The 21,770-nt window shown below is 60.4% G+C and carries 20 protein-coding genes and 1 pseudogene; 19 read left to right on the forward strand and 2 right to left on the reverse strand.

Annotated elements, in window-relative coordinates:
* Positions 1-105: 105 nt before the first annotated feature.
* A complete protein-coding gene (locus BM315_RS17330; RefSeq protein WP_090503338.1) occupies positions 106-1,737 on the reverse strand; it encodes an ATP-dependent acyl-CoA ligase in 1,632 nt (543 codons plus the stop codon).
* 275 nt (positions 1,738-2,012) lie between these two features.
* Here BM315_RS17330 and BM315_RS17335 point away from each other — a divergent pair, with 275 nt between their 5' ends.
* From BM315_RS17335 to BM315_RS17400, 14 genes are all read left to right on the forward strand, one after another.
* A complete protein-coding gene (locus tag BM315_RS17335) occupies positions 2,013-2,648 on the forward strand; it encodes a TetR/AcrR family transcriptional regulator (RefSeq protein ID WP_244527323.1) in 636 nt (211 codons plus the stop codon).
* Between the two features lie 351 nt (positions 2,649-2,999).
* Positions 3,000-4,076, forward strand: a complete 1,077-nt coding sequence (locus BM315_RS17340) for an amidohydrolase family protein (RefSeq protein WP_090503342.1) — start codon at positions 3,000-3,002, stop codon at positions 4,074-4,076.
* Entirely contained in the window at positions 4,076-4,930 is an 855-nt protein-coding gene (locus BM315_RS17345; RefSeq protein WP_090503344.1) for a fumarylacetoacetate hydrolase family protein, read from the forward strand. The genes BM315_RS17340 and BM315_RS17345 overlap by 1 nt, the downstream gene beginning before the upstream one ends.
* Positions 4,931-4,942: 12 nt before the next feature.
* Positions 4,943-5,848 (forward strand): 3-hydroxyacyl-CoA dehydrogenase, encoded by a 906-nt coding sequence (locus BM315_RS17350; protein ID WP_090503347.1) that lies wholly within the window; start codon positions 4,943-4,945, stop codon positions 5,846-5,848.
* Positions 5,845-7,017, forward strand: a complete 1,173-nt coding sequence (locus BM315_RS17355) for a thiolase family protein (protein ID WP_090503349.1) — start codon at positions 5,845-5,847, stop codon at positions 7,015-7,017. Before BM315_RS17350 ends, BM315_RS17355 begins: the two co-directional genes overlap by 4 nt.
* A 2-nt stretch (positions 7,018-7,019) precedes the next feature.
* Positions 7,020-7,523: a carboxymuconolactone decarboxylase family protein gene (locus tag BM315_RS17360; protein WP_170862245.1), complete on the forward strand. Its 504-nt coding sequence runs from the start codon at positions 7,020-7,022 to the stop codon at positions 7,521-7,523.
* 160 nt (positions 7,524-7,683) lie between these two features.
* Entirely contained in the window at positions 7,684-8,958 is a 1,275-nt protein-coding gene (locus BM315_RS17365; protein WP_090503352.1) for a cytochrome P450, read from the forward strand.
* Between the two features lie 168 nt (positions 8,959-9,126).
* Positions 9,127-10,434, forward strand: coding sequence for an amidohydrolase family protein (locus BM315_RS17370; protein WP_090503354.1), 1,308 nt, complete (start codon positions 9,127-9,129; stop codon positions 10,432-10,434).
* 155 nt (positions 10,435-10,589) lie between these two features.
* Positions 10,590-11,738, forward strand: coding sequence for an acyl-CoA dehydrogenase family protein (locus BM315_RS17375; RefSeq protein ID WP_090503357.1), 1,149 nt, complete (start codon positions 10,590-10,592; stop codon positions 11,736-11,738).
* Between the two features lie 2 nt (positions 11,739-11,740).
* Positions 11,741-12,814 (forward strand): acyl-CoA dehydrogenase family protein, encoded by a 1,074-nt coding sequence (locus BM315_RS17380; RefSeq protein WP_090503359.1) that lies wholly within the window; start codon positions 11,741-11,743, stop codon positions 12,812-12,814.
* Positions 12,811-13,611, forward strand: coding sequence for a crotonase/enoyl-CoA hydratase family protein (locus BM315_RS17385; protein ID WP_090503362.1), 801 nt, complete (start codon positions 12,811-12,813; stop codon positions 13,609-13,611). The genes BM315_RS17380 and BM315_RS17385 overlap by 4 nt, the downstream gene beginning before the upstream one ends.
* Positions 13,612-13,640: 29 nt before the next feature.
* Positions 13,641-14,765, forward strand: a complete 1,125-nt coding sequence (locus tag BM315_RS17390; RefSeq protein WP_090503364.1) for an acyl-CoA dehydrogenase family protein — start codon at positions 13,641-13,643, stop codon at positions 14,763-14,765.
* A 47-nt stretch (positions 14,766-14,812) separates the two neighbouring features.
* Positions 14,813-15,676 carry a cache domain-containing protein gene (locus BM315_RS17395; RefSeq protein ID WP_090503367.1) on the forward strand — a complete coding sequence of 288 codons (864 nt, stop codon included), beginning with the start codon at positions 14,813-14,815 and terminating at the stop codon, positions 15,674-15,676.
* 148 nt (positions 15,677-15,824) lie between these two features.
* On the forward strand, positions 15,825-16,715 hold the full coding sequence (locus BM315_RS17400) for a DMT family transporter (protein ID WP_090503370.1): 891 nt from the start codon (positions 15,825-15,827) through the stop codon (positions 16,713-16,715).
* Positions 16,716-16,790: 75 nt separating this feature from the next.
* Here the strand turns inward: BM315_RS17400 and BM315_RS17405 are convergent, their stop codons facing one another.
* Positions 16,791-17,810, reverse strand: a complete 1,020-nt coding sequence (locus BM315_RS17405) for an amidohydrolase family protein (RefSeq protein ID WP_090503373.1) — start codon at positions 17,808-17,810, stop codon at positions 16,791-16,793.
* Positions 17,811-18,037: 227 nt separating this feature from the next.
* Here BM315_RS17405 and BM315_RS17410 point away from each other — a divergent pair, with 227 nt between their 5' ends.
* The 5 genes and pseudogenes from BM315_RS17410 to BM315_RS17430 form a co-directional block, all read left to right on the forward strand.
* On the forward strand, positions 18,038-18,877 hold the full coding sequence (locus BM315_RS17410) for an oxidoreductase (protein WP_090503375.1): 840 nt from the start codon (positions 18,038-18,040) through the stop codon (positions 18,875-18,877).
* Positions 18,878-18,973: 96 nt separating this feature from the next.
* Entirely contained in the window at positions 18,974-19,768 is a 795-nt protein-coding gene (locus tag BM315_RS17415) for a hypothetical protein (protein WP_090503378.1), read from the forward strand.
* A 438-nt stretch (positions 19,769-20,206) separates the two neighbouring features.
* A complete protein-coding gene (folE, locus tag BM315_RS17420; RefSeq protein ID WP_090503380.1) occupies positions 20,207-20,767 on the forward strand; it encodes a GTP cyclohydrolase I FolE in 561 nt (186 codons plus the stop codon).
* Between the two features lie 392 nt (positions 20,768-21,159).
* Positions 21,160-21,297, forward strand: a pseudogene (locus BM315_RS25550) (hypothetical protein); the annotation flags it as partial.
* A gap of 237 nt (positions 21,298-21,534) precedes the next feature.
* Positions 21,535-21,770: TraR/DksA C4-type zinc finger protein (locus BM315_RS17430; RefSeq protein ID WP_483153966.1), on the forward strand; the 236-nt coding region annotated here is incomplete at its 3' end.

Here is a 21,770-nt window from a genome sequence, read left to right on the forward strand (position 1 = left end):
TCATTTGGTTTTCTTACAAATAGATGCCCACGAGCATGAACCCATCGCTCTCGTTTCAAGAGAGCGATGGGTTCATGGATGCATGCGGAGCGTTGAACGGAGACGTTAGCGTTTCGAGACCTTGATGTCGGTGTCTTCGAGGTCCCAGGTGCCGGCTGTTTTCCCCTCGTCGCGCAACTGGTATTTCAGCACCCGACCCTGCGGGTTCTTCGGCAGGCTGCTGCGAAACTCGATATAACGCGGCAGGGCATAGTAGGGCACCGAGTCTGTCGCCCAGCGAAATAGCTCTTCCGCTTCGAGTTGTGCGCCCTCATGCAGCACCGCGGTAATCTTGACGTCGTCCTCGCCCTTGTCGGAAGGCACGGCATGCACGGCGACTTCCGCTAGCGCGGGATGCACGGCGAATGCGGCTTCCATCTCGAAACTGGAGATGTTTTCACCGCGGCGGCGCAAGTAGTCCTTTTTGCGATCGACGAAGTAGAAGAAGCCCTCGTCGTCGAATTTGCCGATGTCGCCGGTGTGCAGCCACATGTTGCGCATCAGTTTCAAGGTGTCTGCCGGGCGCTGCCAGTAGCCCTGGAACATGATGTCCGGGCGCAGCGGTCGCACCACGATTTCACCCGCGGTGTTGGCCGGGACTTCCACGTCATTGTCGTCAACGATGCGCACATCGAAGTCGGCAATTCTTTTGCCGGAGGAGCCTGGCGCGGCGTATTCGCCGGCTGCCAGCGAGGTGATCACGCAGGCCTCGGTGAGGCCGTAGCCGTTGCCGCCAACCAGGGGCGTACCGAAGCGTTCACGCCAGATTTTCTTGGTCTCCTCGGTGTAGGGGTTGCCGCGTGCCGTGTGAATCTGGCCGAAGCAGCGTTTCATGGCATCGTTGTCCGGCGCCTGAGCCAGCAGGCCGCCCATGCCGCCGAGGATCGAGGCGATGGTCGCGCCGGAGCGTTCCACTTCTTGCCAGAAATTGGACACCGAGAAGCGCGGGAGGATGGCGGCGCGCGCGCCTACCAGGATGCTGGCGATGATGCTGACGCAGAGGGCGTTCATGTGGAACAACGGCAACGGTGTGATGGTGACGTCGTTCTCGTTGGCCGGGCCCGCGCGCAGTTGCAGGCGGGCCAGGTTGCACATGAAGTTGTAGCTGATCATGCAGCCTTTCGACGGACCCGTGGTGCCTGAGGTGTAGATCAGGCAGGCCAGGTCGGACGGCTCGGGTTTTATGGCGAGCGGCGTGTCGTCCTGGCCGCGATGCTCTGCCAGCGCGGCGATCGGAATGCTGCAGGCGGTCGGGGTGTCGAGTTCGCCGCGGTAGAGAATCTGTTTCACCTCGGTGAGCTGGTCGGCCAGGGGGGTCATGCGCGCCAGGTAAGCCGCCTCGCAAATGATCAGTGCCGTACCGGTATCGGCTATCTGGTGGCGTAGGAACTCACCTTTGAGCGCGGTGTTGATGGGCACGCTGACGGCGCGCAGTTTGTTGATCGCCAGCCAACAGACGACCGCATCGATATTGTTGTCCAGCATGGTCAAAACGGTTTCGCCGGCCTGGACGTTCAGGGCGGCCAGGGCGTTGGCCATTTTGGTGGATAGTGAGTCAACTTCAGCGTAAGTGTACAATTCTCCGCTGAAATCAAGCAGGATTTTGTCTGGATGACGTGCTACCGCTCGTTCGAGTGCTGCGATGACAGTGTCTCTTTCGCCCACTGCCCAAGTGTCTGGATGACCAGTACCGCTCATGACTTTTCTCCTATGGAGGCTGCCCAGCCATTGGGAAGCTACTTTTATTTTGAAGAGAGAATGCGATTCTAGATTCAAATTTATAAAATGTCTTCCTTAAAGAGTTGAACAAAAACAGGCTGCCCTGCCTAGATCCTATGGTAATGTCACTTTTTTCAGCTTAATGAGTATGTTTATCCATGCCCAAGCTCGCCATCCAGGCCGATAAAATCGCGGCCCCCAAGCCCGGGAAGAAGAAAATCACTGCTGTGGAGAAACCGACCGCGTTGCCCAAAATGACTTCGCCTAAGAGTGCGGGATTATCGACCAATGGTGCCCCGGTAAAACCCAACCGGCGCTCCGAGGAAACCATCGCCAACATTCTGGTGGCGACCGAGGAAGTGGTATTGCGCTCTGGCGCGGATCGCATCTCGATCCTCGACGTTTGTCAGGTCGCGGGTGTCTCGCGTGGAACCTTCTACCGCTATTTCTCTTCCCAGGAAGACCTACTGGATACGTTTTCCCGGCACAAGCGCGATAGCTTCCACAGTTCGCTGACGCTGGCCTTGGGTGACCTTACGGACCCCGAGGCGCGTTTGAATGCGCTGATTACCTACCTGGACGACTATCTGGAGCAGAGCCGGGCACGACGCCTGCTGGTGGTGGCTCCAGATTATGCGCTGGGATTCTTTCGACGAATCTTCCACGACTCAATCGTGCGCTTTCAGGACCTGCTGGACATCGTTTTCGATGAGTGGGATTCCCGGCTCGGCGTCAGGCTCGATCGTGAACTGATCTGCGAAATGATCATCCGTTATGTGCTGAGTGAGATTCTTGTGCCGGAAAGCGCCGGTCGTCGCCTGCTGCCAATTCGCGTGAAAAAGCTGGCGACAGCTTTGGCCATAGGTTCGACCTCGCGTAACCGCCGCTGATCTTTCCTGCGCCTTTGCCCCTACCTGGATTTTAGCCGCTGCCTTCAGCAATTGAGGGCGACGCGGCGTCCAGGATGCTGCTTCCTCTGCTAACCCCCCCTGAGTCGTTGCCTGTCCTGTTTCGCGCAGCCGCTTGTCTGTGGCCGCTGCAGGCAGGGCTCTGCCATGGGCCCTCTGTGTGTGGTTGAAAATAAATTGAACAGATTTTTGATTTATGATCAGATTAAACTTATGCTCTGAGTTGACTGCGGGCTCTATGCGCTTTCCTCCAAGGCGGTTTATGGCCGTTTGACTGCTCTGAAAGCCCCGCGCCACACAACCACAAAAGTGCCAACCTCGAGGTACCTGAATATGCTCATCGACCTTCATGCTCACGCCCCCCATCCCGATTACTACAACCAGCATCCCTATTGGGGGCCGGCCTTTGAGGCCCAGCCCGATGGCGACATCAAGTTGCGTGTGGGTGACTGGATCCTGTCGCTGGGCGCCCCGGAACGTAAGAAGGCGCTACGCGAGGCGCATGCGCGTGGCGAGACGCTGAACGTTGAAGAGTACATGGCCAAGTGGCGCGACCCGAACAACCGCCTCGCCGCGATGGATGCCGCTGGCCAGGACGCTCAGGTTCTGTCGGTTCCGAGTCACTGTTACATGTATTGGACTGAGGCCGAGTTTGCCGTTCCCTTCGCCCGCAAGGTCAATGACGTGCTGGCCGACTATTGCTCGGCTGCGCCCAATCGCCTGATGTTCTGGGCGCATGCGCCACTGAACGTGCCGCATGAAGCGGCCAAGGAAATCCGTCGCGCGGTTACCGAGTTGGGCGCCAAGGGCCTGGTTGCGGGGGGTTCCAATTTTGGCGGCATGGAGTATGACTCGCCGGAACTGGACCCGGTATGGCAGGCGCTGTGCGATCTCGACGTGCCGATCTTCGTGCATGGTTACAACCAGTCCGTGACCTGGGGCAAAGAAGCCAACACCGACCGTTTTGAAACAACCGCTATCGTCGGCATGAACTACGACGAAACCAAGTGCCTGTGGTATCTGATCAACGGCGGTGTGCTGGACCGCTTCCCCAATCTGAAGATCTATATCACCCACGGTGGCGGCTTCGTTCCCTACCAGTTGGGGCGTATGGCTCAGACCAATCCGAACCTGGATGTTTACCACAACAAAAAGCCTTTCCTGGACTACCTGCCCAACTTCTACTTCGATGTGGAGCTGCATGAGCTGCCGATGCGTCAGGCCATGGTCGATGTTATCGGCGCGGATCGGGTTCTTTATGGCTCCAACTTCGGCGGTAGTGATGCGGTTCGGCATGACCTGACCGAAGGGCTGCGCCTGTCGGATGAAGATCTGCAGAAGATCCGTTGGAAGAACGCCTGCGAGCTGCTGCACCTTGACCCGGCGAAGGTCGGAAAGGTTGGTGTCTGATGAAACTTGCTCGTTGCTCCTACCATGAAACCGGCTCGTTCTGGGCGGTGGTCGATCCGCTGCGAGATGAAGTACACCCTATAGAGGGGGAGTTCAGCACCTGGGCACCCGCAGTTGCCGGAGGGGCCGGGATCAGCGCGTTGCGACTTTCCGGGATGACGCTGCCCTTGTCCAAGGTGCACCTGCTGCCACCTATAGAGCCGGTGAACCGGGTCGTGGTGGCGGGGGCCAACTATGCCAAGCACCTGGCCGAAGATTTCGGTCTCGCCGCGCCGGCGCAGCCGGTGGCCTTTCTCAAGGCCTATGGTGCCCTGATCGGTGCGCATGACCCGATCCGCTACCCACCCCTGACCGAAGAACTCGATCACGAAGTGGAGCTGGTGGTGGTGATCGGCAGTGCCGAAATCGATTTGGAAAACCCCCTAGGCTGCGTTCTCGGCTATACCGTCGGCAACGACGTCAGTTCCCGCGACCTGCAACGCAGCGGTCCGGCAGGTATCGGCATGGATCTGTTCGCCGCCAAGAGCCAGGACCGTACGACTAGCGTCGGTCCCTGGGTCGTCACCAAGGACGAGTTCCCCGAGGGATCGCCCAAGGTGCGCCTGACCCTTAAGGTCAACGGCGAGACTCGCCAGGATGGCTCTACCGCCGAGATGACCTGGGATGTCGGGCAGTTGATCCGTTTCGTCCAGCAGCGCTCCAGTTTTGCCTGTGGCGACATTCTCTTCACCGGTTCGCCCGCCGGCGTGGGGATGGGCACCGGTTTGTTTCTGAATCCCGGGGATGTGGTCGAAGCAACGATCGAGGGCATCGGTACGTTACGCAACGTTGTGAGCGAAAAGTCCCGCGTCTAATCGAGAGCGAATATGAATATGAATAAAGAAGAGAAAGTCGTAGTCGTTGGTGCCGGGCTCATGGGCACCGGCATCGCGCATGGTTTCGCCAGTTCCGGTTATCCCACCTTGCTGGTAGACACCAACGCCGACTCGCTGAACCGTGCCAAGGACAGCATCGAGAGCATCCTCAACGCCGGGGTCAAGCTCGGCAAAGTCTCCGAAGAGTCTGCGCAAGCGTCCCTGGCACGCCTGATTATCTGTCGTGATCTGAGTGAGGCTGCAGCAGGCGCGCATTGGCTAGTCGAGACAGTCTCCGAGCAGCTGGCGGTGAAGAAGGCCGTGGTTACCCAGGCAGAGCCGCTGCTGGCGCCTGGGGCGATCATCGCGACCAATACCTCGGCGTTGAGCGTGACTGAGATCGCCGCTGCAGTGCCCAGCCCGGATCGGGTCATCGGCATGCACTTCTTTAATCCGGTGCACAAGATGAAACTCATCGAACTGGTGCGCGGCCTGGCTACCAGCGACGAAACCGTGGTGCGCACCCGCGCGTTGTGCGATGCCATGGGCAAGACCTCGATCATCGTCAACGAGTCCCCTGGCCTGACTACCAGCCGTATGTCTGCGCTGTTGGGCAACGAAGCCATGTACATGCTGCAGGAAGGCACGGCGAGTGCCGAGGACATCGACACCGCCCTGCGTCTGGGCTTCAACCACCCGATGGGGCCGCTGGAACTGGGTGACCTGACCGGCTGGGATACCCGTCTGTCGGTACTGAAATATCTGCATCAATCGCTAGGCGAGAAGTTTCGCCCGTGCCCGCTGATCATCAAGATGGTCGCGGCCGGTCGCCTGGGGCGCAAGACTGGGAGCGGCGTCTACCGCTATGAAGAGGGTAAGCAGGTGCCGAACTCCGGCCTCAAGGCGAGTGCCCTATGAGCGACATCGTGATCGTTGATGCTGTGCGCACGCCTGTCGGCCGTTTCCGTGGCAGCCTTGCCGGGGTGCGTGCCGATCATTTGGGGGCGCTGGTGCTCAATACGCTGCTGGAGCGCACCGGCCTATCGCCCGCACAGGTCGATGATGTGATCTTCGGCTGCGTGACGCAGATCGGCGAGCAGTCCGCCAACATCGCGCGCACCGCCTTGTTGGGAGCCGGCTGGCCGGTGACCATTCCGGGTATGACCCTGGACCGAAAATGCGGTTCCGGCGAGGCGGCAGTGCATGCGGCTGTCGGCGCGATTGCCGCAGGTGCCGCCGATATCATCATTGCCGGTGGCGCGGAAAACATGAGCCGCGTACCCATGGGCAGTAACCGTGAGATCCATGGCGAAGCCTTCGGCTGGATGGCGGCCGAGCGTTACGATCTGACCAGCCAGGGCGAGGCCGCCGAGCGGGTGGTGGACAAGTGGTCGCTGAGCCGCGATGCACTGGACGACTACGCATTCGCCAGCCATAGCCGTGCGGCGCACGCCGCCGATGCCGGGTATTTCGATAATGAACTGGTACCGGTGCCGGTCGCTGAGTTGCGCGAGCATGCGCTCACCGAGCCCGCCGGCATACTGCAGGCGGACGAGACCATCCGCCGTGACACTTCGCGGGAAAAATTGTCGACCCTGAAAACTAGTTTCCGCCCGGACACTGGACGGATCACCGCCGGCAACTCCTCGCAGATTTCCGATGGTGCGGCGGCGCTGCTGCTGATGTCCGCAGATACCGCCAAGCGCCTGGGTCTGAAGGCTCGCGCGCGCATCCGCGCCTTCACCACTGTTGGCGTGGACCCGACCTTGATGCTCACCGGTCCGATCGATGCGACCAGAAAGGTGCTGGATAAAGCCGGGCTGACACTTGCTGACATCGATCTGTTCGAAATCAACGAAGCCTTCGCTTCCGTACCGCTGGCCTGGATGCACGAGACCGGTGTGGCGCATGACCGGCTCAACGTCAACGGTGGGGCAATTGCCCTCGGTCATCCGCTTGGCGCCAGTGGCGCACGGTTGATGACCACCCTGTTGAACGAGCTGGAGCGACGGGGCGGGCGCTATGGCCTGCAGGCAATCTGCTGCGCAGGTGGCCTTGGCACTGCGACCATCATCGAGCGGATCTGAATATGGCCCGCATAGCCATGCTCGGTCTGGAGCAAATGCCGGTCGAGCTCCGCGAGGCGATTGCGCGAGGGCAGGACAGTCGCATGCTCAGTTCGTCCAAACCTGTTCAGGTCTGGGCGCACCGCCCGCAGGTGGCATTGGCATGGTTGGCCCTGATGGAAAGCTTGCATTGCGACAGCCTTCTCGAAGAGCGCCTGCGTGAATTGCTGCGATTGAAGATCGCCAGCATCACCAACTGTCAGGCCTGTCAGGTGGCGCGCAAGTCCGACCAGGTCAGCGAGCAAGACATCGCCTGCCTGGCCAGCGACAGCGAGCGCTTCAGTCCCGCAGAACAGGCGGGCTTGCGCTTCGCCGAGCTGTTCGCCGGCGACTATATGACGATCGGCGATGAGCACTATGCGCAACTGGCGCAGTACTTCACCTCAGCCCAGGTCGTGGAGCTGAACATGTATTGCGCACTGATGCTTGCCGGTGGCCGTATGACCTATGTCCAGCAGGCCTATTGACGGCTGCGGCTATTACCTATGTTGGGCAGCAAATTTAAGTGCATTTGGTCAAATTGTAAAAAACCGTTCAGCTAGTGATGGGTTGCGCCTAAGATGACTAGCAATATGCTGGCCTCTGCGGGCCGCGTCATGGCTATGCACAACAAGAAAGGAGACGAACATGTCCGAACAAGAACAGAGCAAGCTGGAGCAGGTGTTCGCCAATGTGGCGAGCAACTATCGCGGCGCCGATGTCGACCTGCATGCCGTGTATCGCGACATGCGTCAAAACTCCCCTGTCTTGCAAGAAAACTTCATGGCGCGCCTGGGGGTCCCCTCTATCGCTGGGCTCGATGTTAACCGCCCAACCTTCACTCTGTTCAAATACGATGACGTCATGGCGGTCATGCGCGATCACGTTAACTTCACCAACGGCTTCATCGCCGAGGGACTGGGTTCGTTCTTCGACGGTTTGATCCTCACTGCGATGGACGGCGAGGCGCACAAGAGCATTCGCAACCTGCTGCAGCCGGTATTCATGCCCGAGACGGTCAATCGCTGGAAAGAAACCAGGATCGATCGCGTCATCCGCGAGGAATACCTCGAGCCCATGGTGGCGCGTAAAAGCGCCGACATTATGGAGTTCGCCCTGCATTTCCCGATCCGCGTGATCTATGCACTGATCGGCTTTCCCGAGGACCGTCCGGAAGACATCGAACAGTACGCCGCCTGGGCGCTGGCGATTCTGGCTGGTCCACAGGTCGATCCGGAAAAGGCCGCAGCCGCTCGCGCTGCCGCCATGGAGGCTGCCAAGGCCCTTTATGACGTGGTCAAGGTGGTGGTGGCGCAGCGCCGCGAGGAGGGTGCGACGGGCGATGACCTGATTAGCCGGCTGATCCGCGCCGAATACGAGGGACGCTCGCTGGACGACCATGATATTGCCACCTTCGTCCGCTCGCTGCTGCCGGCCGCGAGTGAGACCACCACCCGTACCTTTGGCACCCTGATGACCCTCCTGCTCGAGAGGCCTGAGCTGCTCGAGCGCGTGCGCCAGGATCGCAGCCTGGTGGCCAAGGCGATCGACGAGTCGGTGCGTTACGAACCCGTCGCGACCTTCAAGGTGCGCCAGGCGGACAAAGACATGGTGATTCGTGGCGTGAGCATTCCCAAAGGCGCGATGGTGTCGTGCATCGTGAGTTCGGCGAACCGCGACGAAGACGCCTTCGAGAACGCCGATGTGTTCGATATCGACCGGCGCGTGCGGCCATCCTTCGGCTTCGGCTTCGGTACGCACATGTGTATCGGCCAGTTTGTCGCCAAGACGGAAATCAACTGTGCGCTCAATGCCATTCTCGACCTGATGCCCAACATCCGCCTGGACCCTTCCAAGCCCGCGCCGGAGATCATTGGTGCCCAGTTGCGCGGCCCGCATAACGTGCATGTGATCTGGGATTAACCCGTTTACGGGGGTGCTGCCATCGTGACATGCGGTGCGTTCGTCGGCTGGCGGCTCCGGGTAATCCGTTAATTATTTGAACATATATAGAAAATGTGTTTAATTAAACCCCGGTGTGCTCTATGATCGATAGCACAATTAAGAACCCGAAAGCGAAGGGGAAAAACAATGAAGGTTGAAGATCTGATTCTCGTCAGCGTCGATGATCACGCGATTGAGCCGCCAAATGCCTTTGCCCGCCATATGCCGGCGCGCTTCAAAGGACGCGAGCCGCATGTGGTCAAGCGTGACGAACGCGACGTCTGGGTGTTCGAGGAGCAGGCCACCGGTTACATGGGCCTCAATTCCGTGGTCGGTCGCCCGAAAGAGGAATACGGCATGGAGCCGCTGGGCTACGACCAGATGCGCCGTGGTACCTGGAGCATCATGGACCGTGTCGACGACATGAACGCCAACGGCGTTCTCGGTTCGCTGTGTTTCCCGACCTTCCCCGGCTTCGCCGGCCAACGCTTCCAGAACCACCCAGACCGCGCCGTGTCCCTGGCCGCCATTCAGGCCTACAACGACTGGCACCTGCACGACTGGTGCAACGCCGCGCCGGGACGCTTCATCCCCTTGATGCTGGTGCCCTGGTGGGACATGCAGGCCGCTGCCGCGGAAGTCACGCGCCTGGCGAAACTTGGCGTACATGCCGTGTCGCTGTCCGATAACCCGGCGATTCATGGCTATCCCTCGATTCACAGCGACTACTGGGATCCGTTGTGGAAAGCCTGTTCGGACAACAACGTCGTGATCTGCTGCCACATTGGCACCGGCGTGAAGGCCAATCATGCCTCCGACCTGTCGCCGATCGACGCCTGGATCACCTCCATGCCGATCTCCATCGCCAACTCGGCGGCCGACTGGATCTGGGCACCGATGTGGAAAAAATTCCCTAACCTGCGCATGGCATTGTCCGAGGGCAGTATCGGCTGGATTCCCTATCTGTTGGAGCGAGCGGACTTCACTCACCGGCACCACAATGCCTGGACCAATTCCAACTTCGGCGGGCAGATGCCCAGCGATATCTTCAAGAAGCACTTCGTCACCTGCTTCATCGAAGATAATTTCGGCTTGCAGAACCTGAAGTTCATGAACGAAGACATGGTCACCTGGGAAAGCGACTACCCGCACTCCGACTGCACCTGGCCGAACTCGCCAGAATCCGCCTGGGAAGGGTTGCAGCACCTGTCCAAGGAGACCATCGACAAGGTTACTCACCTCAATGCCATGCGTGAGTTCTCCTTCGATCCGTTCTCCATCCACGGTCGCGAGAACTGCACCGTTGCTGCGCTGCGGGCCAAGGCGACGCATGTCAGCATCGAGCCGGCACTGGGTCTCGGCGGTGCCGACCATGGACGCAACGACGGCAAGCCGGTCACTTCGGGCGACATCAATGCGATGTTCGAGAAGGCCGACGCCGGTACTGCGCTTTAAGGTCTAGTGCCTGTGCGGTTAATGGGTTAATTGAATTAACCAAACAGGCCACTGGCGGAGCCCCTCCCGCTGCTCCACGGCGGGAGGGCTGACAGCATCGGCTTGCCTGGTCGCCGCTTGGCGGCCAGGCCTCGTGCCCAGTTTAGAGAGCGCACATGTCTATCACCCAGTTCACCTACAGCAGAATTCCCGCCGAGGCGGAGTCACTTCGCGACGAGGTGCGGGAGTTCCTTCAGAACAATCTCGGCGATTACCCGACAACCGCCAGGGCTCAGTCCTGGATGGGCTTCGATGCGGCCTTCAGCCGCAAGCTCGGTGCCCAAGGTTGGGTCGGCATGGCGCTGCCCGAGCAGTACGGCGGCGCGGCCGCAGGGCCGTTTGCCCGCTACGTGATCATCGAGGAGCTGCTGGCCGCTGGCGCGCCTGTGTCGGCGCACTGGATTGCCGACCGGCAGAGCGGGCCGTTGATCAATCGTTTTGGCAGCGAAGCTCAGCGGGAGCGTTATTTGCCGCCGATTTGCCGGGGCGAGAGTTACTTCTGTATCGGCATGAGCGAACCGAATTCCGGTTCCGATCTGGCCTCGATCAAGACCTCGGCCACCCGTAACGATGCTGGCTGGTTGCTCAACGGACAGAAGGTATGGACCACCAATGCCCAGCATGCGCATTTCATGATTGCCCTGGTGCGCACCGGCGAAAAGCAGGCCGCACGCCATGAGGGCATGTCGCAGTTCATCGTCGACCTGCGCCTGCCGGGAATCACCATTCGGCCGATTCGCGATCTGGCTGGCGGCGAGCATTTCAATGAGGTGTTCTTCGACAACGTCCAACTCGATGCCGACGCCCTGATCGGCACCGAAGGCAAAGGCTGGGATCAGGTAACGGCCGAGCTGGCCTTCGAGCGCAGCGGTCCGGAGCGCTTCCTCAGTTGCATCGAGCTGCTGAAGACGCTGATCAGTGCCGTGGGTCGTCAGCCCGACGCCTTGCAGAGCCGTGAAATCGGCCGTCTCAGCGCCAAACTGCTGACCCTGCGCAACATGTCGCTGTCGGTCACCGCACAGTTGGCGGCGGGCGAACACCCGGCCTGGGCTGCCTCCTGCGTGAAGGACCTCGGCAACCTGTTCGAACAGGAGATTCCCGAGGTCGCGCAGCTGCTGCTGGAGGCCGAGCCTCGTCAGGAGGGCGGCAGCGAGCATGCCCAGGTTCTCGCCTACCTGACCCAGATGGCACCGTCTTTCTCACTGCGTGGAGGCACCCGCGAAATCCTGCGCGGCATCATCGCGCGCGGCATGGGGTTGCGATAATTATGCGAGAGTTATTCGAATCGACTATCGAGCGTCTGCTCGCCGACCTGGCGACGCCGGAATACGTGCTTGGCTGCGAAGGCGGCGAGTGGCCGGCCGAACTTTGGGCGGCGGTTGAAGCTTCCGGTTTCACCCTGGCGGCCGTGCCGGAATCCCTGGGCGGTGCCGAGGCCGGCTGGGCCGACCTCTATGTGTTGGCCCGCGCGGCGGGTCGCTTTGCCGCGCCGATCCCGCTGGGTGAGGCGCTATTGGGCAACTGGCTGCTCGGCAAGGCCGGCCTCGAGCCTCAGACCGGCATTCTCAGCTTCGCCGCGGAGGCGGATCTGAGCCTGCGCGATGGGGCAGTGGTCGGGGTGCTGCGTGACGTGCCCTGGGGCCGGCATGCACAAAGCCTGGTGGCCATCGCCGATCGCAACAGCGCGACGCCGAGCGTGGTGCTGCTGTCCACCGAGAGTGCTGCCAGCCAGACATTGAGCCTGAATGTGGCCGGCGAACCACGCGACAGCCTGCACTTCACTGGGGCGCGGGTGCTGGCCTGTGCGCCATTGCCCGCATCGCTGTCGGTCGAGGTGTTGCAGTTGGGCGGCGCCCTGCTGCGTTCGGCGCAGATCGCCGGCGCGTTGCATGCCCTGTTGGATATGACCTCGGCTTATGCCAGCGAGCGCACCCAGTTCGGCCGCCCCATCGGGGCCTTCCAGGCGATTCAGCAGCAGCTGGCGGTGTTCGCCGAACAGGCCGCGGCGGCGGGTATTGCCGCTGAAGCCGCCTTCGCCGAGTCGGATACGCTTTTCGCCACCTTTACCATCGCCGCGGCCAAGGTCAGTACCGCTGAAGCCGCCAGCGTTGGCGCTGGCATCGCGCATTCGGTGCACGGCGCCATCGGCTTCACCCAGGAGTACTCGCTGCATCTGTTGTCGCGACGGCTGTGGGCTTGGCGCAGCGAATTCGGTTCGGCGAGCCTGTGGAGTCAGCGCATCGGCCAGATGGTCTGCGGCGCTGGTGGCGAAGGCTACTGGGCGCTGTTGACCGACCATGCCAATCAACAGCTATGTACTCTTGAGAGGAAATCGGCATGAGCCCCTTCCTGCAGATCGAGCGCGAGGGTGGCATCGTCACCGTGCGCATGAATCACCCGGAAACCCGCAACGCGCTGACTTCACCGGAACAGATCCAGGAGTTCGTTGAACTCTGTGCCGAACTGCGCCGCGATCGTTCGGCGAGAGTGATGGTTCTTACCGGCAACGGTAGCGCCTTTTGTGCCGGTGGCAACGTCAAGGACATGCGCGAGCGCGGCGGCATCTTCTCCGGTTCGCCGTATGAATTGCGCAATACCTACCGCGATGGCATCCAGCGCATTCCGCTGGCGCTCTACGAGCTGGATATCCCGGTCATTGCCGCGGTCAACGGTCCGGCCATCGGCGCCGGCCTGGACCTGGCCTGTATGTGCGACATTCGCCTGGCTTCCAGCACGGCGTTGTTCGCGGAAAGTTTTGTGCGCCTGGGGATAGTACCCGGCGACGGTGGCGCTTGGCTGTTGCCGCGCATCATCGGCATCCCCAAGGCCAGCCTGATGGCGTTCACCGGCGACACCATCGACGCCGCCAAGGCCCTGGACTGGGGGCTGGTGGAGCAGATTTGTACTCCTGAGACTCTGCAGGCCGAGGCGCATGCGCTAGCCCAGCGCATCGCCAGTAACCCTGGCCATGCCCTGCGTCTGTGCAAGCGCCTATTGCGTGAAGGTCAGCACATGCGTCTGGATTCTTTGTTGGAGCTGTCGGCTGCCTATCAGTCGCTGGCCCATCACACGGAAGACCACCATGAGGCCGTCGTCGCCTTCATGGACAAGCGCAAGCCTGACTACCAGGACCGTTGAGACAACCAACCGAATTTGGAGTGATAGCTATGCGTGGCGTTTTCCGAGAAGACCACAATATGTTCCGCGAAATGGCGCGGCGTTTCGTTGATCGCGAAATCGTTCCGTACCTGCATGAGTGGGAAAAGAATGGCATCGTGCCCAAGGACGTTTGGCTCAAGGCCGGCGAACTGGGGCTCCTGTGTTCGACCGTGCCAGAGGAGTACGGCGGCTCAGGCGGCGATTTCGGTCACTCGGCGGTGATGATCGAAGAGCTGGCCAGGGCTAACGCCACCGCAGTGGGCTTCACCACCCATTCGGAGATCGTCGCGCCCTACATCGTGGCCTATGGCAGTGAAGAACAAAAGCTCAAGTGGCTGCCGCGCATGGTCAGTGGCGAGCTGATTGGGGTGATCGCCATGAGCGAGCCGGGCATCGGCAGCGATTTGCGTTCCATGCGTACCTTGGCCCGCCGCGATGGCGACGATTACATCGTCTCCGGACAGAAGACCTTCATCACCAACGGTGGCAACGCCGGGCTGATGGTCACCGCGACCAAGCTCGATCCGGCGGCCAAGGAACTGACGCTGATCTGTATCGAAGAGGATCGCAAGGGCTTTTCCAAGGGGCGCCTGCTGGAAAAAATCGGCTTGAAGGGCCAGGACACCGCCGAGCTGTTCTTCGACGAAGTGCGGGTGCCGGTCGGTAACCGCCTGGGCGAAGAAGGCCAGGGCTTCAAGTACCTCACCCACCAGTTGGCTTGGGAGCGCTTGATCATCGCCATCCGTGCGGCGCAGTCGATCCACACGCTGCTCGAAGAAACCATCGACTACACCCGTGAGCGCAAGGTTTTCGGCAAGCCGGTGCTGGATTTCCAGAACACCCGATTCAAGCTCGCCGAGGCCAAGGCGCAGGCGACCATGTTGCGGGTATTCGTCGACGACTGCCTGGCCAAGGTGATGCGCGGCGAGCTGGCCCCGGACGTCGCGGCGATGGCCAAACTGCTCGGTTCGGAAATGCAGGGCAAGCTGCTCGACGAGTTCCTCCAGCTGCATGGTGGCTACGGTTTCATGAGCGAATACAAGATCAGCCGCGCCTGGGTCGATGCACGGGTTGCGCGTATCTATGGCGGCACCTCGGAAATCATGAAGGAAATCATCGGTCGCACGCTGTGAAATGCCGTTGAACAGTCCTCGCAGGATCAGTCGTTGAGGAAATTGCCATGATGTTGCTTCGCTCTACCTTGCTCCTGTTCCTGGGGTTGTTCTCGTTGTCGGGCGTAGCCGCACAGGAGACGCTCGAACAACGTTACGCACCCGAGGCTGAGCGGGCGGAAGCCCTGTTGGACAAGGCCGTGGCGCATTACCAAGCGAGCGGCGACGTTGCGTTGGCAGCGTTCAGTCGCCAGGGCGAGTTCATCGACGGCGAGTTGTATGTCTATGTCCTGGATACTGCCGGGGTGATGCTGGCCAGCGGTGGGCCTTCGGTGAACCTGGTCGGGCGCAATATCAGTCGCGCGCTGAACGAAGGGCTCAACGCGGCTTTCCAGGAGGCCTTGAGCCTGCCTGACAGTGGCGCGGTGCACCGCGCCGAATACCGCTGGATGAACTGGAACGACGGTAAAGTCGAACGCAAACACGTGTTCTTTCGGCGTGTCGGCGAGCGCATCTTTGCGGTTGGTTACTACATGCCGCGTGCCAGCCCGGAGGAAGCGGTAATCCTGTTGGAGCGGGCCACGGCCGCCGTGGCCGAGAACCCCAAGGAAACCTTCAAGCGCATCAACAACCTGGATGCGAACTTTATTCGCGACGATCTCTATGTGTTCGTCGCCGACCTGCGAACGGAGCGCTACGTCGCGCACGGCTACAACCTGAGGATGGTTGGCACCGACTTCCGTGCCGTGCAGTCCGACGATCGTGTGCCTATCGGCGAGCAGATGCTCGAGATCGTCAACGGCAAGGGCGAGGGCGAACTCACGTACCTGTGGCGCAACCCGGTGACTGGGCGCAGCGAGAGCAAGAGCACCTTGATCCGTAAGGTCGGCGACTACGCGGTTGCGGTGGGGTATTACCAGAAGCCGCGCTGAGTACGGCTGAGTCGTGAGCGCCGCGCCTTTCGTCCACCCGAGTCGCCAAGTAGGCGCAGCGAACGCATGCCGCCACGGCTCGGCCGTCCGGGTCTCGGCGTAACGCTCAGGCTGCGGGATCAACGCCGGTCGAGGATTCAGTCGTCCCATGCTCTATATCCTGCCCGTGCTGGCCGCGCTGATCTGGGCCGGCAGCACCGTGGTCAATCGCCTGGCGGTCGGCGCTATCGATCCGGCGGCCATTTCCTTCTACCGCTGGTTGCTGGCCTTTGTGCTGCTCAGCCCCTGGCTGCTGCCCGGGGTTTGGCGGCAGCGGCAGTTGATCGCACGGCATTTCTGGCAGCTGTTCAGCCTCGGCGTGCTCGGCATGGCGTTGTACCAATCGCTGGCCTATTTTGCCGCACATACGGTTTCGGCCATGTCGATGGGATTGATTCTGGGCACCATGCCGCTGTTGACCCTTCTCCTCGCCATCCCGCTGCTGCGCACCCGGCCCACGCCAGGTGTCTGTTTGGGCGGGCTACTTTCATTCGTTGGCTTGGCGCTGCTTATCAGCGCGGGGCAACCCTGCCGGCTGTGGGCGGAGGGGATGGGCCAGGGCGAGCTGATGATGCTGCTGGCCTCGGTCTCCTATGCGTTGTATTGCCTGTTGCTGAAGCGCTGGCAGTTGCCGGTTTCTACCTGGGTGTCACTCTATGTGCAGATCTTCTGCGGCCTGCTGGTGCTGATTCCGGCCTTCCTGCTCGCCGCCTCGGTGCAACTGACCGCGCAGAACATCCCCTTGGTGGTCTATGCCGGGCTCTTCGCATCGGGGCTGGCGCCGGGCCTGTGGAATTACGCACTTGCTATCCTGGGCGCGGAGAGGATCGCCGTGTTCATGAACCTGGTACCGCTGCTCACCGCCGTACTCGCGGTGCTCATGCTCGACGAGGCCTTGCATGGTTACCACGCCATCGGTGGCGGGCTGATCCTGCTCGGTATTGTGCTGGCGCAGGGGCGGCTCAAGCCAGTTGTCGAGCCACTGGCGCAGGGCGACTGACCCAGCGCCTATCCGCCGACCCATCGCCCTGACAACTGAGGTGTGGCGCAGCTCACACCGAGCTGTGGTTGGGGCTCAGAGAGAGCCGGGCATGTCCAGTTTGAGCAACTGGATGGCATTGCCGCTGCGGATCTTTTCGCGTTCGCTGTCGTCGAGACCCAGGCCTGCGGTGAGATCGCCATGGTCGTAGGCGCCACCAAAATTGGTGCCGTAGACCAGCCTGTCCACCCCGACCACCTCCGCGACGCCTCGGCGCAGGCCCGGCGCATGTACATCGAGGTCGAAGTAGAAGTTCGCCATGTAGTCCATGAGCGGCTTCTGATTACGGGCATCCGGAGCCATGGCACGGTTCAGCTCGCTCAGGCGGCCCAGTTGGAACACCGCCATACCGCCGGCATGGGTGATGTAGGCCTTGAGGTTGGGGAAGGCGTCCAGCGCACCGCCACAGATCAGGTACCAGAAGAACAGGGTTTCATCGACACAGTCGCCGACGATGGAGGTCGTCTCGAACTTGTCGTCGGTATGCTTGTCGCCCCAGTACATCGACTGATTGAAGCCATGCACCATGATCGGCACATCCAGCTGGGCGATCTTTTCCCAAACCGGAAACAGGCGTTCGTCGTGCGTTTCGATGCCGTTGAAATTAGTCCCGCCGACGCAGACGCCCTTCGCGCCCAACTGGGTGACGGCGCGCTCGATTTCCTCCACCGCGGCAGCCGGCTCGGCCAGGTTGGCATGGCACCAGAAGTCGAAGTGCGCCGGGTCCTGACGGCAATAGGCGGACATTTCATCGTTGCAGATCCGCGCGTATTCGCTGCCGAACTCGTCGGCCCAGTACATGAAGGCATGCGAGGGGGCCGACAACACCAGCTTGTCCACCCCGCGTTCGGCCATCAGCTTGCGCCGACTCTCGTGGGTCATGCGCGCCAGCAGGTTGGCTTCGGCCTCTTCATCGTTGGCGGCCTTGGACGGTTGCTTGGTGCCTAGGGAGAAATGGCCGACGGTAAAACCCGTGGTTTTCATGAAGGGGCCCCAGAACGCGTGGCGATTGAGCATGCCCTTGGTCACAAGGTGAGCGTGTATATCGATCAGCATCTGTGTACTCCTTTATCTCGGTGATCTGCAACGCAGCGACAGACACGCCTAGCCGGTGTGCGGCCTGGAGTCGCTCCGGGAGGCTGGCTGGACTATAGATTATATGAACAAAAAATGTAAATATGTTCATATAATCTATGAGCTGAGTCGGGCGAGCGGGGCTGGTCAGCTCGGCGGACAGATACGCCTGACTTTTCCGGCCACTGGCCTGAACCCGGAGAACAATAATGATCAAGACATGGTTCATCACTGGCGCGTCGCGCGGCATCGGTGCGGAAATCGCCAAGGCTGCGCTGGCTGCCGGCGACAATGTGGTCGCCACGGGCCGCGATCTGGCCCGGCTCGAAACCCTGTTTGGCTGCTATGGCGAGCGGGTGCTGTCGGTGCAATTGGATGTTGCCCAGGAGGGGCAGGCGGCCTTGGCGGTGGAGGCTGCTCTGCGTCGTTTTGGGCGCATCGATGTCGCCGTCAATAATGCTGGTTATGGCCAGTTGGGACCCTTTGAGGAAAACGACGTGAAGGCTGTCGAGAGGCAGTTCGCCACTAACGTTTTTGGCGTGTTCCACGTCTGCCGCGCGGTATTGCCCGTGATGCGCGGACAACGCTCCGGGCATATCTTCAACATTTCCTCGATCGCCGGTGTGGCCGGCATGGGCGGCGCCGCGCTGTACTGTTCGGCCAAGTTCGCGATTGAGGGCTTCTCCGAGGCGCTGGCCCAGGAAGTGGCGCAGTTCGGCATCCACCTGACCATTGTCGAACCTGGCGCCTTCCGCACCGATTTCCTCGACAACAGCTCCGCGGCGCTGGGTGGAAAAGGCCTGCAGGATTACATCGAATTCAGCAAGAAGATCAAAGCATCCTCTGCAGCCAACAACCACAAACAGTCCGGCGATCCGGCCAAGCTCGGGGCGATTCTGGTGCGTTTGGCCGCCGAAGAAGCGCCACCGCTGCGCTATCTCGCTGGTTCCGATGCGTTACAGGTAGTGACCGGCAAGCTAGCAGCCATGGGGCGGGAGATCGAACAGTGGCGCGATCGGTCGCTATTGACCGATGGAGACTTCAGTTGATGCCCAACACAGTTGCGCACCTTAGCTGCAAGCGTGGGTAAGGATTGAGTTATCGGTCATGGGCTGCGTGGACATAGCCTGAACAAGGAGAGCGTTTTGGAACGTGATAACTGTAAAAAAAGCCGTCTGCTGAACTACCTGTTGATACTGATGCTACTGGCCTGTACCAGAGGAGAAGCGTTGGCCGCGCTGAACCGCCAAGAGCTTCAGGAAATGCGCACGCTGGCGACGATGGCGACGGTCAACGTGCTGCTCTACTACAACCTCAACGGCATTCCCTATGAGGCGGAGAATGCTGAAGCCTTTACTCGCAACCTGAATCAACTGCGCGAGTTATCCGTACAGGCTGGCGAGGTTGCGATCACCGAGCAGATCCGCCAACTCGACAATGCGGTTGCTGACCTGAAGAACTTGCCGCAGAGCGCCACCGGCGTGCGCTCGGTATGGCCCGCCTATACACGTTGGGTGCCGGGCGTCATCGAGGCGCATTTCCGTCTGGATAAATCGCTCACCGAACGCTACAACGCGACGCCTGAGATGGCGCAGACACAGAGCGGATTGCATGGGCTCAGTCACGATATCGGGCGGATGCTGCTGTCCTACCAGATGGCGTCCTTCCCGAATTTCGGCGGCGATATCTGGATTCTCAACGAGAGCGCGACTACCGCCTTGGATGCTGGCATCGCACAGCGATTTGCCGAGTTGAGCGAGCAGGATCACGTTCTTGTGCAGACTCTGAAAGCCCCACTCAGGAACTATCGATTTGTGCTCCGGCATTTGCTCGACCCGACCGGGGATTGGGCTCCAAGCGCGGTAGGACTCTACCTGGCGAAAGCCATACGCACCCTGGATAGCGAGGCGCGCATCATGGGTAACGGTGCGCGTGGATAACGCGGGATATTTGCACGAATTTTGTGTGGCCTTTGCTCATGGTATCGATAGGTTGGGGGGCAATTTCCCATCAGCTCCTAGACAGGGCATTCGGTGAGAGCAGTGCCGAGATAGCGCCTGAAGTTTTCATGAGTAGTCTGGACGTTTGCCGGGTAGCAGGGACACACAGATCATTAAATCTTGAGAACTTCATCCAACTGTTCCCATGTAACGATGACAGTGGAGAGCTAGCCCATACAGCCCGCCCATCAGTCGCGTTTCACTTCCACTGAACAACGTACTGGGTTTACACACTAGCCCTGATCGGCACTCTTGGTGTGGGGGCAAGGTGGAAAACCTGGAGCGCAGGATACGAGAGAGCAAAGTGTGTAGGTTTTGACTGGTTCTTAGCCCTACATCAGCCAACGACGGAGGTAAGTTGACCGTGAGGAGTTTTCAATGAGCCAAAAACTGGACAGTATTTTTCGTAAAGTTCTTATTAGTGTCGGCGAGGATCCCGAGCGCGAAGGTCTGCTGGATACGCCCAAGCGGGCGGCCAAGGCCATGCAGTACCTGTGTCACGGCTACCAGACCAACCTGGAGGAAGTGGTCAACGGCGCCCTGTTCGCCTCCGACAATGACGAGATGGTGATGGTCAAGGACGTCGAGCTGTACTCGCTGTGCGAACACCACCTGCTGCCCTTTATCGGCAAGGCGCATGTGGCCTATATCCCGACCGGCAAGGTGCTGGGATTGTCGAAGGTTGCGCGTATCGTCGACATGTACGCGCGGCGCCTGCAGATCCAAGAGAACCTCACCCGGCAGATCGCCGAAGCGGTGCAGCAGGTGACCAGCGCCGCGGGCGTGGCCGTGGTGATCGAAGCCAAGCACATGTGCATGATGATGCGCGGGGTGGAGAAACAGAACTCGGTGATGAGCACCTCGGTGATGCTTGGCGCCTTCCGCGAGTCGAGCAACACTCGCCAGGAGTTCCTGCAACTCATCGGACGGAAAAGCTGACAGGACTCAGTTGAGTCCGAAAGGTTTAACGCTGCCGCCGGCAGTATGGAAAAATTCATGGCCACGTCTTCCTACTGGGGGCGTCGGGAGGCTGGGGCTTAGGTCGACCGGATATAGATGGGGCTCACTGGCCAGTATCACGCGTTGTGTGGTGTGTCCGATTGACTCCTGGATGCAGTGATCCGGCCGAATGTTCTGCTGGTAATGCGCCATCATGCGGCGTCAGCCCAGATAGTTCGGGAGGTAGTGGGTGTCCATACCATGAAAGCAGATTATCTAGCTTCTTAATCTACTGCGATAGGGATTGACGTTCTGGATATGGAAAGCCCCTGGTGTACGCGTTGGGCTTGACGGGCAGAGGGTGTACGAGTTTTTTGGCAACCGGTTCATGAATGACATTGTCGCTCCAGACAGGACATCTTCGTGGCCTGCATGGATGGCCTGAACGGCTTCCCCGAAGCCATCATGCAGCTGGAAAGAACACTTCCGATATTGCATTGGCGCTCGATGCCTTGGAGGCATTATTCGATCACCGAGCGGATACTTTCTTCCTGGTGACCAGCGACTCTGATTTTGCATACCTCTGGGGCACGAGTGGCTTTGTTGGCAGCCCAGCGTTGCCAGGCGCGAACCTCGGAGAAGCTGACCTAGTTGCAGCGCTGGGCGGCCGTGTCATGAGCGTCGTTCCAGCGGTGAATTGACGCTCAGACGAGCAAGAAGTAGTAGAATCCGCGCGCCCTCGAAGGGGTGTGAAGAGGATGCATGGCATGACACGAGACGAACTACTTTTGGCCCCTGAGTCCGACTACATGAACGAGGCTCAGTTGGTTTTTTTCAAGGCGCTGCTGCTCGCCCAGTTGGAGGAGTGCAACGAACGTGTCGAGGGCGGCAAGGCGCATCTGGCCGAGCTGGAACGGCCGATCGATGTGGCGGATGTCGCCTCTATCGAAGAGGAGCGCATGACGCTGCTGCACCTGATCGATCGCGACCGCAGGATGCTTCC

It is taken from the genome of Pseudomonas borbori (assembly GCF_900115555.1).
GTDB lineage: Bacteria > Pseudomonadota > Gammaproteobacteria > Pseudomonadales > Pseudomonadaceae > Aquipseudomonas > Aquipseudomonas borbori.

What these genes read in the sequence shown, in the direction of transcription:
- BM315_RS17355 (WP_090503349.1), top strand. Translation starts at nt 5,845, where the DNA reads ATGAGCGACATCGTGATCGTTGATGCTGTGCGCACGCCTGTCGGCCGT.
- BM315_RS17380 (WP_090503359.1), top strand. Translation starts at nt 11,741, where the DNA reads ATGCGAGAGTTATTCGAATCGACTATCGAGCGTCTGCTCGCCGACCTG.
- BM315_RS17390 (WP_090503364.1), top strand. Translation starts at nt 13,641, where the DNA reads ATGCGTGGCGTTTTCCGAGAAGACCACAATATGTTCCGCGAAATGGCG.
- BM315_RS17350 (WP_090503347.1), top strand. Translation starts at nt 4,943, where the DNA reads ATGAATATGAATAAAGAAGAGAAAGTCGTAGTCGTTGGTGCCGGGCTC.
- BM315_RS17345 (WP_090503344.1), top strand. Translation starts at nt 4,076, where the DNA reads ATGAAACTTGCTCGTTGCTCCTACCATGAAACCGGCTCGTTCTGGGCG.
- BM315_RS17375 (WP_090503357.1), top strand. Translation starts at nt 10,590, where the DNA reads ATGTCTATCACCCAGTTCACCTACAGCAGAATTCCCGCCGAGGCGGAG.
- BM315_RS17365 (WP_090503352.1), top strand. Translation starts at nt 7,684, where the DNA reads ATGTCCGAACAAGAACAGAGCAAGCTGGAGCAGGTGTTCGCCAATGTG.
- BM315_RS17395 (WP_090503367.1), top strand. Translation starts at nt 14,813, where the DNA reads ATGATGTTGCTTCGCTCTACCTTGCTCCTGTTCCTGGGGTTGTTCTCG.
- BM315_RS17405 (WP_090503373.1), bottom strand. Translation starts at nt 17,810, where the DNA reads ATGCTGATCGATATACACGCTCACCTTGTGACCAAGGGCATGCTCAAT.
- BM315_RS17410 (WP_090503375.1), top strand. Translation starts at nt 18,038, where the DNA reads ATGATCAAGACATGGTTCATCACTGGCGCGTCGCGCGGCATCGGTGCG.
- BM315_RS17335 (WP_244527323.1), top strand. Translation starts at nt 2,013, where the DNA reads ATGACTTCGCCTAAGAGTGCGGGATTATCGACCAATGGTGCCCCGGTA.
- BM315_RS17385 (WP_090503362.1), top strand. Translation starts at nt 12,811, where the DNA reads ATGAGCCCCTTCCTGCAGATCGAGCGCGAGGGTGGCATCGTCACCGTG.
- BM315_RS17340 (WP_090503342.1), top strand. Translation starts at nt 3,000, where the DNA reads ATGCTCATCGACCTTCATGCTCACGCCCCCCATCCCGATTACTACAAC.
- BM315_RS17360 (WP_170862245.1), top strand. Translation starts at nt 7,020, where the DNA reads ATGGCCCGCATAGCCATGCTCGGTCTGGAGCAAATGCCGGTCGAGCTC.
- BM315_RS17330 (WP_090503338.1), bottom strand. Translation starts at nt 1,737, where the DNA reads ATGAGCGGTACTGGTCATCCAGACACTTGGGCAGTGGGCGAAAGAGAC.
- folE (WP_090503380.1), top strand. Translation starts at nt 20,207, where the DNA reads ATGAGCCAAAAACTGGACAGTATTTTTCGTAAAGTTCTTATTAGTGTC.
- BM315_RS17400 (WP_090503370.1), top strand. Translation starts at nt 15,825, where the DNA reads ATGCTCTATATCCTGCCCGTGCTGGCCGCGCTGATCTGGGCCGGCAGC.
- BM315_RS17370 (WP_090503354.1), top strand. Translation starts at nt 9,127, where the DNA reads ATGAAGGTTGAAGATCTGATTCTCGTCAGCGTCGATGATCACGCGATT.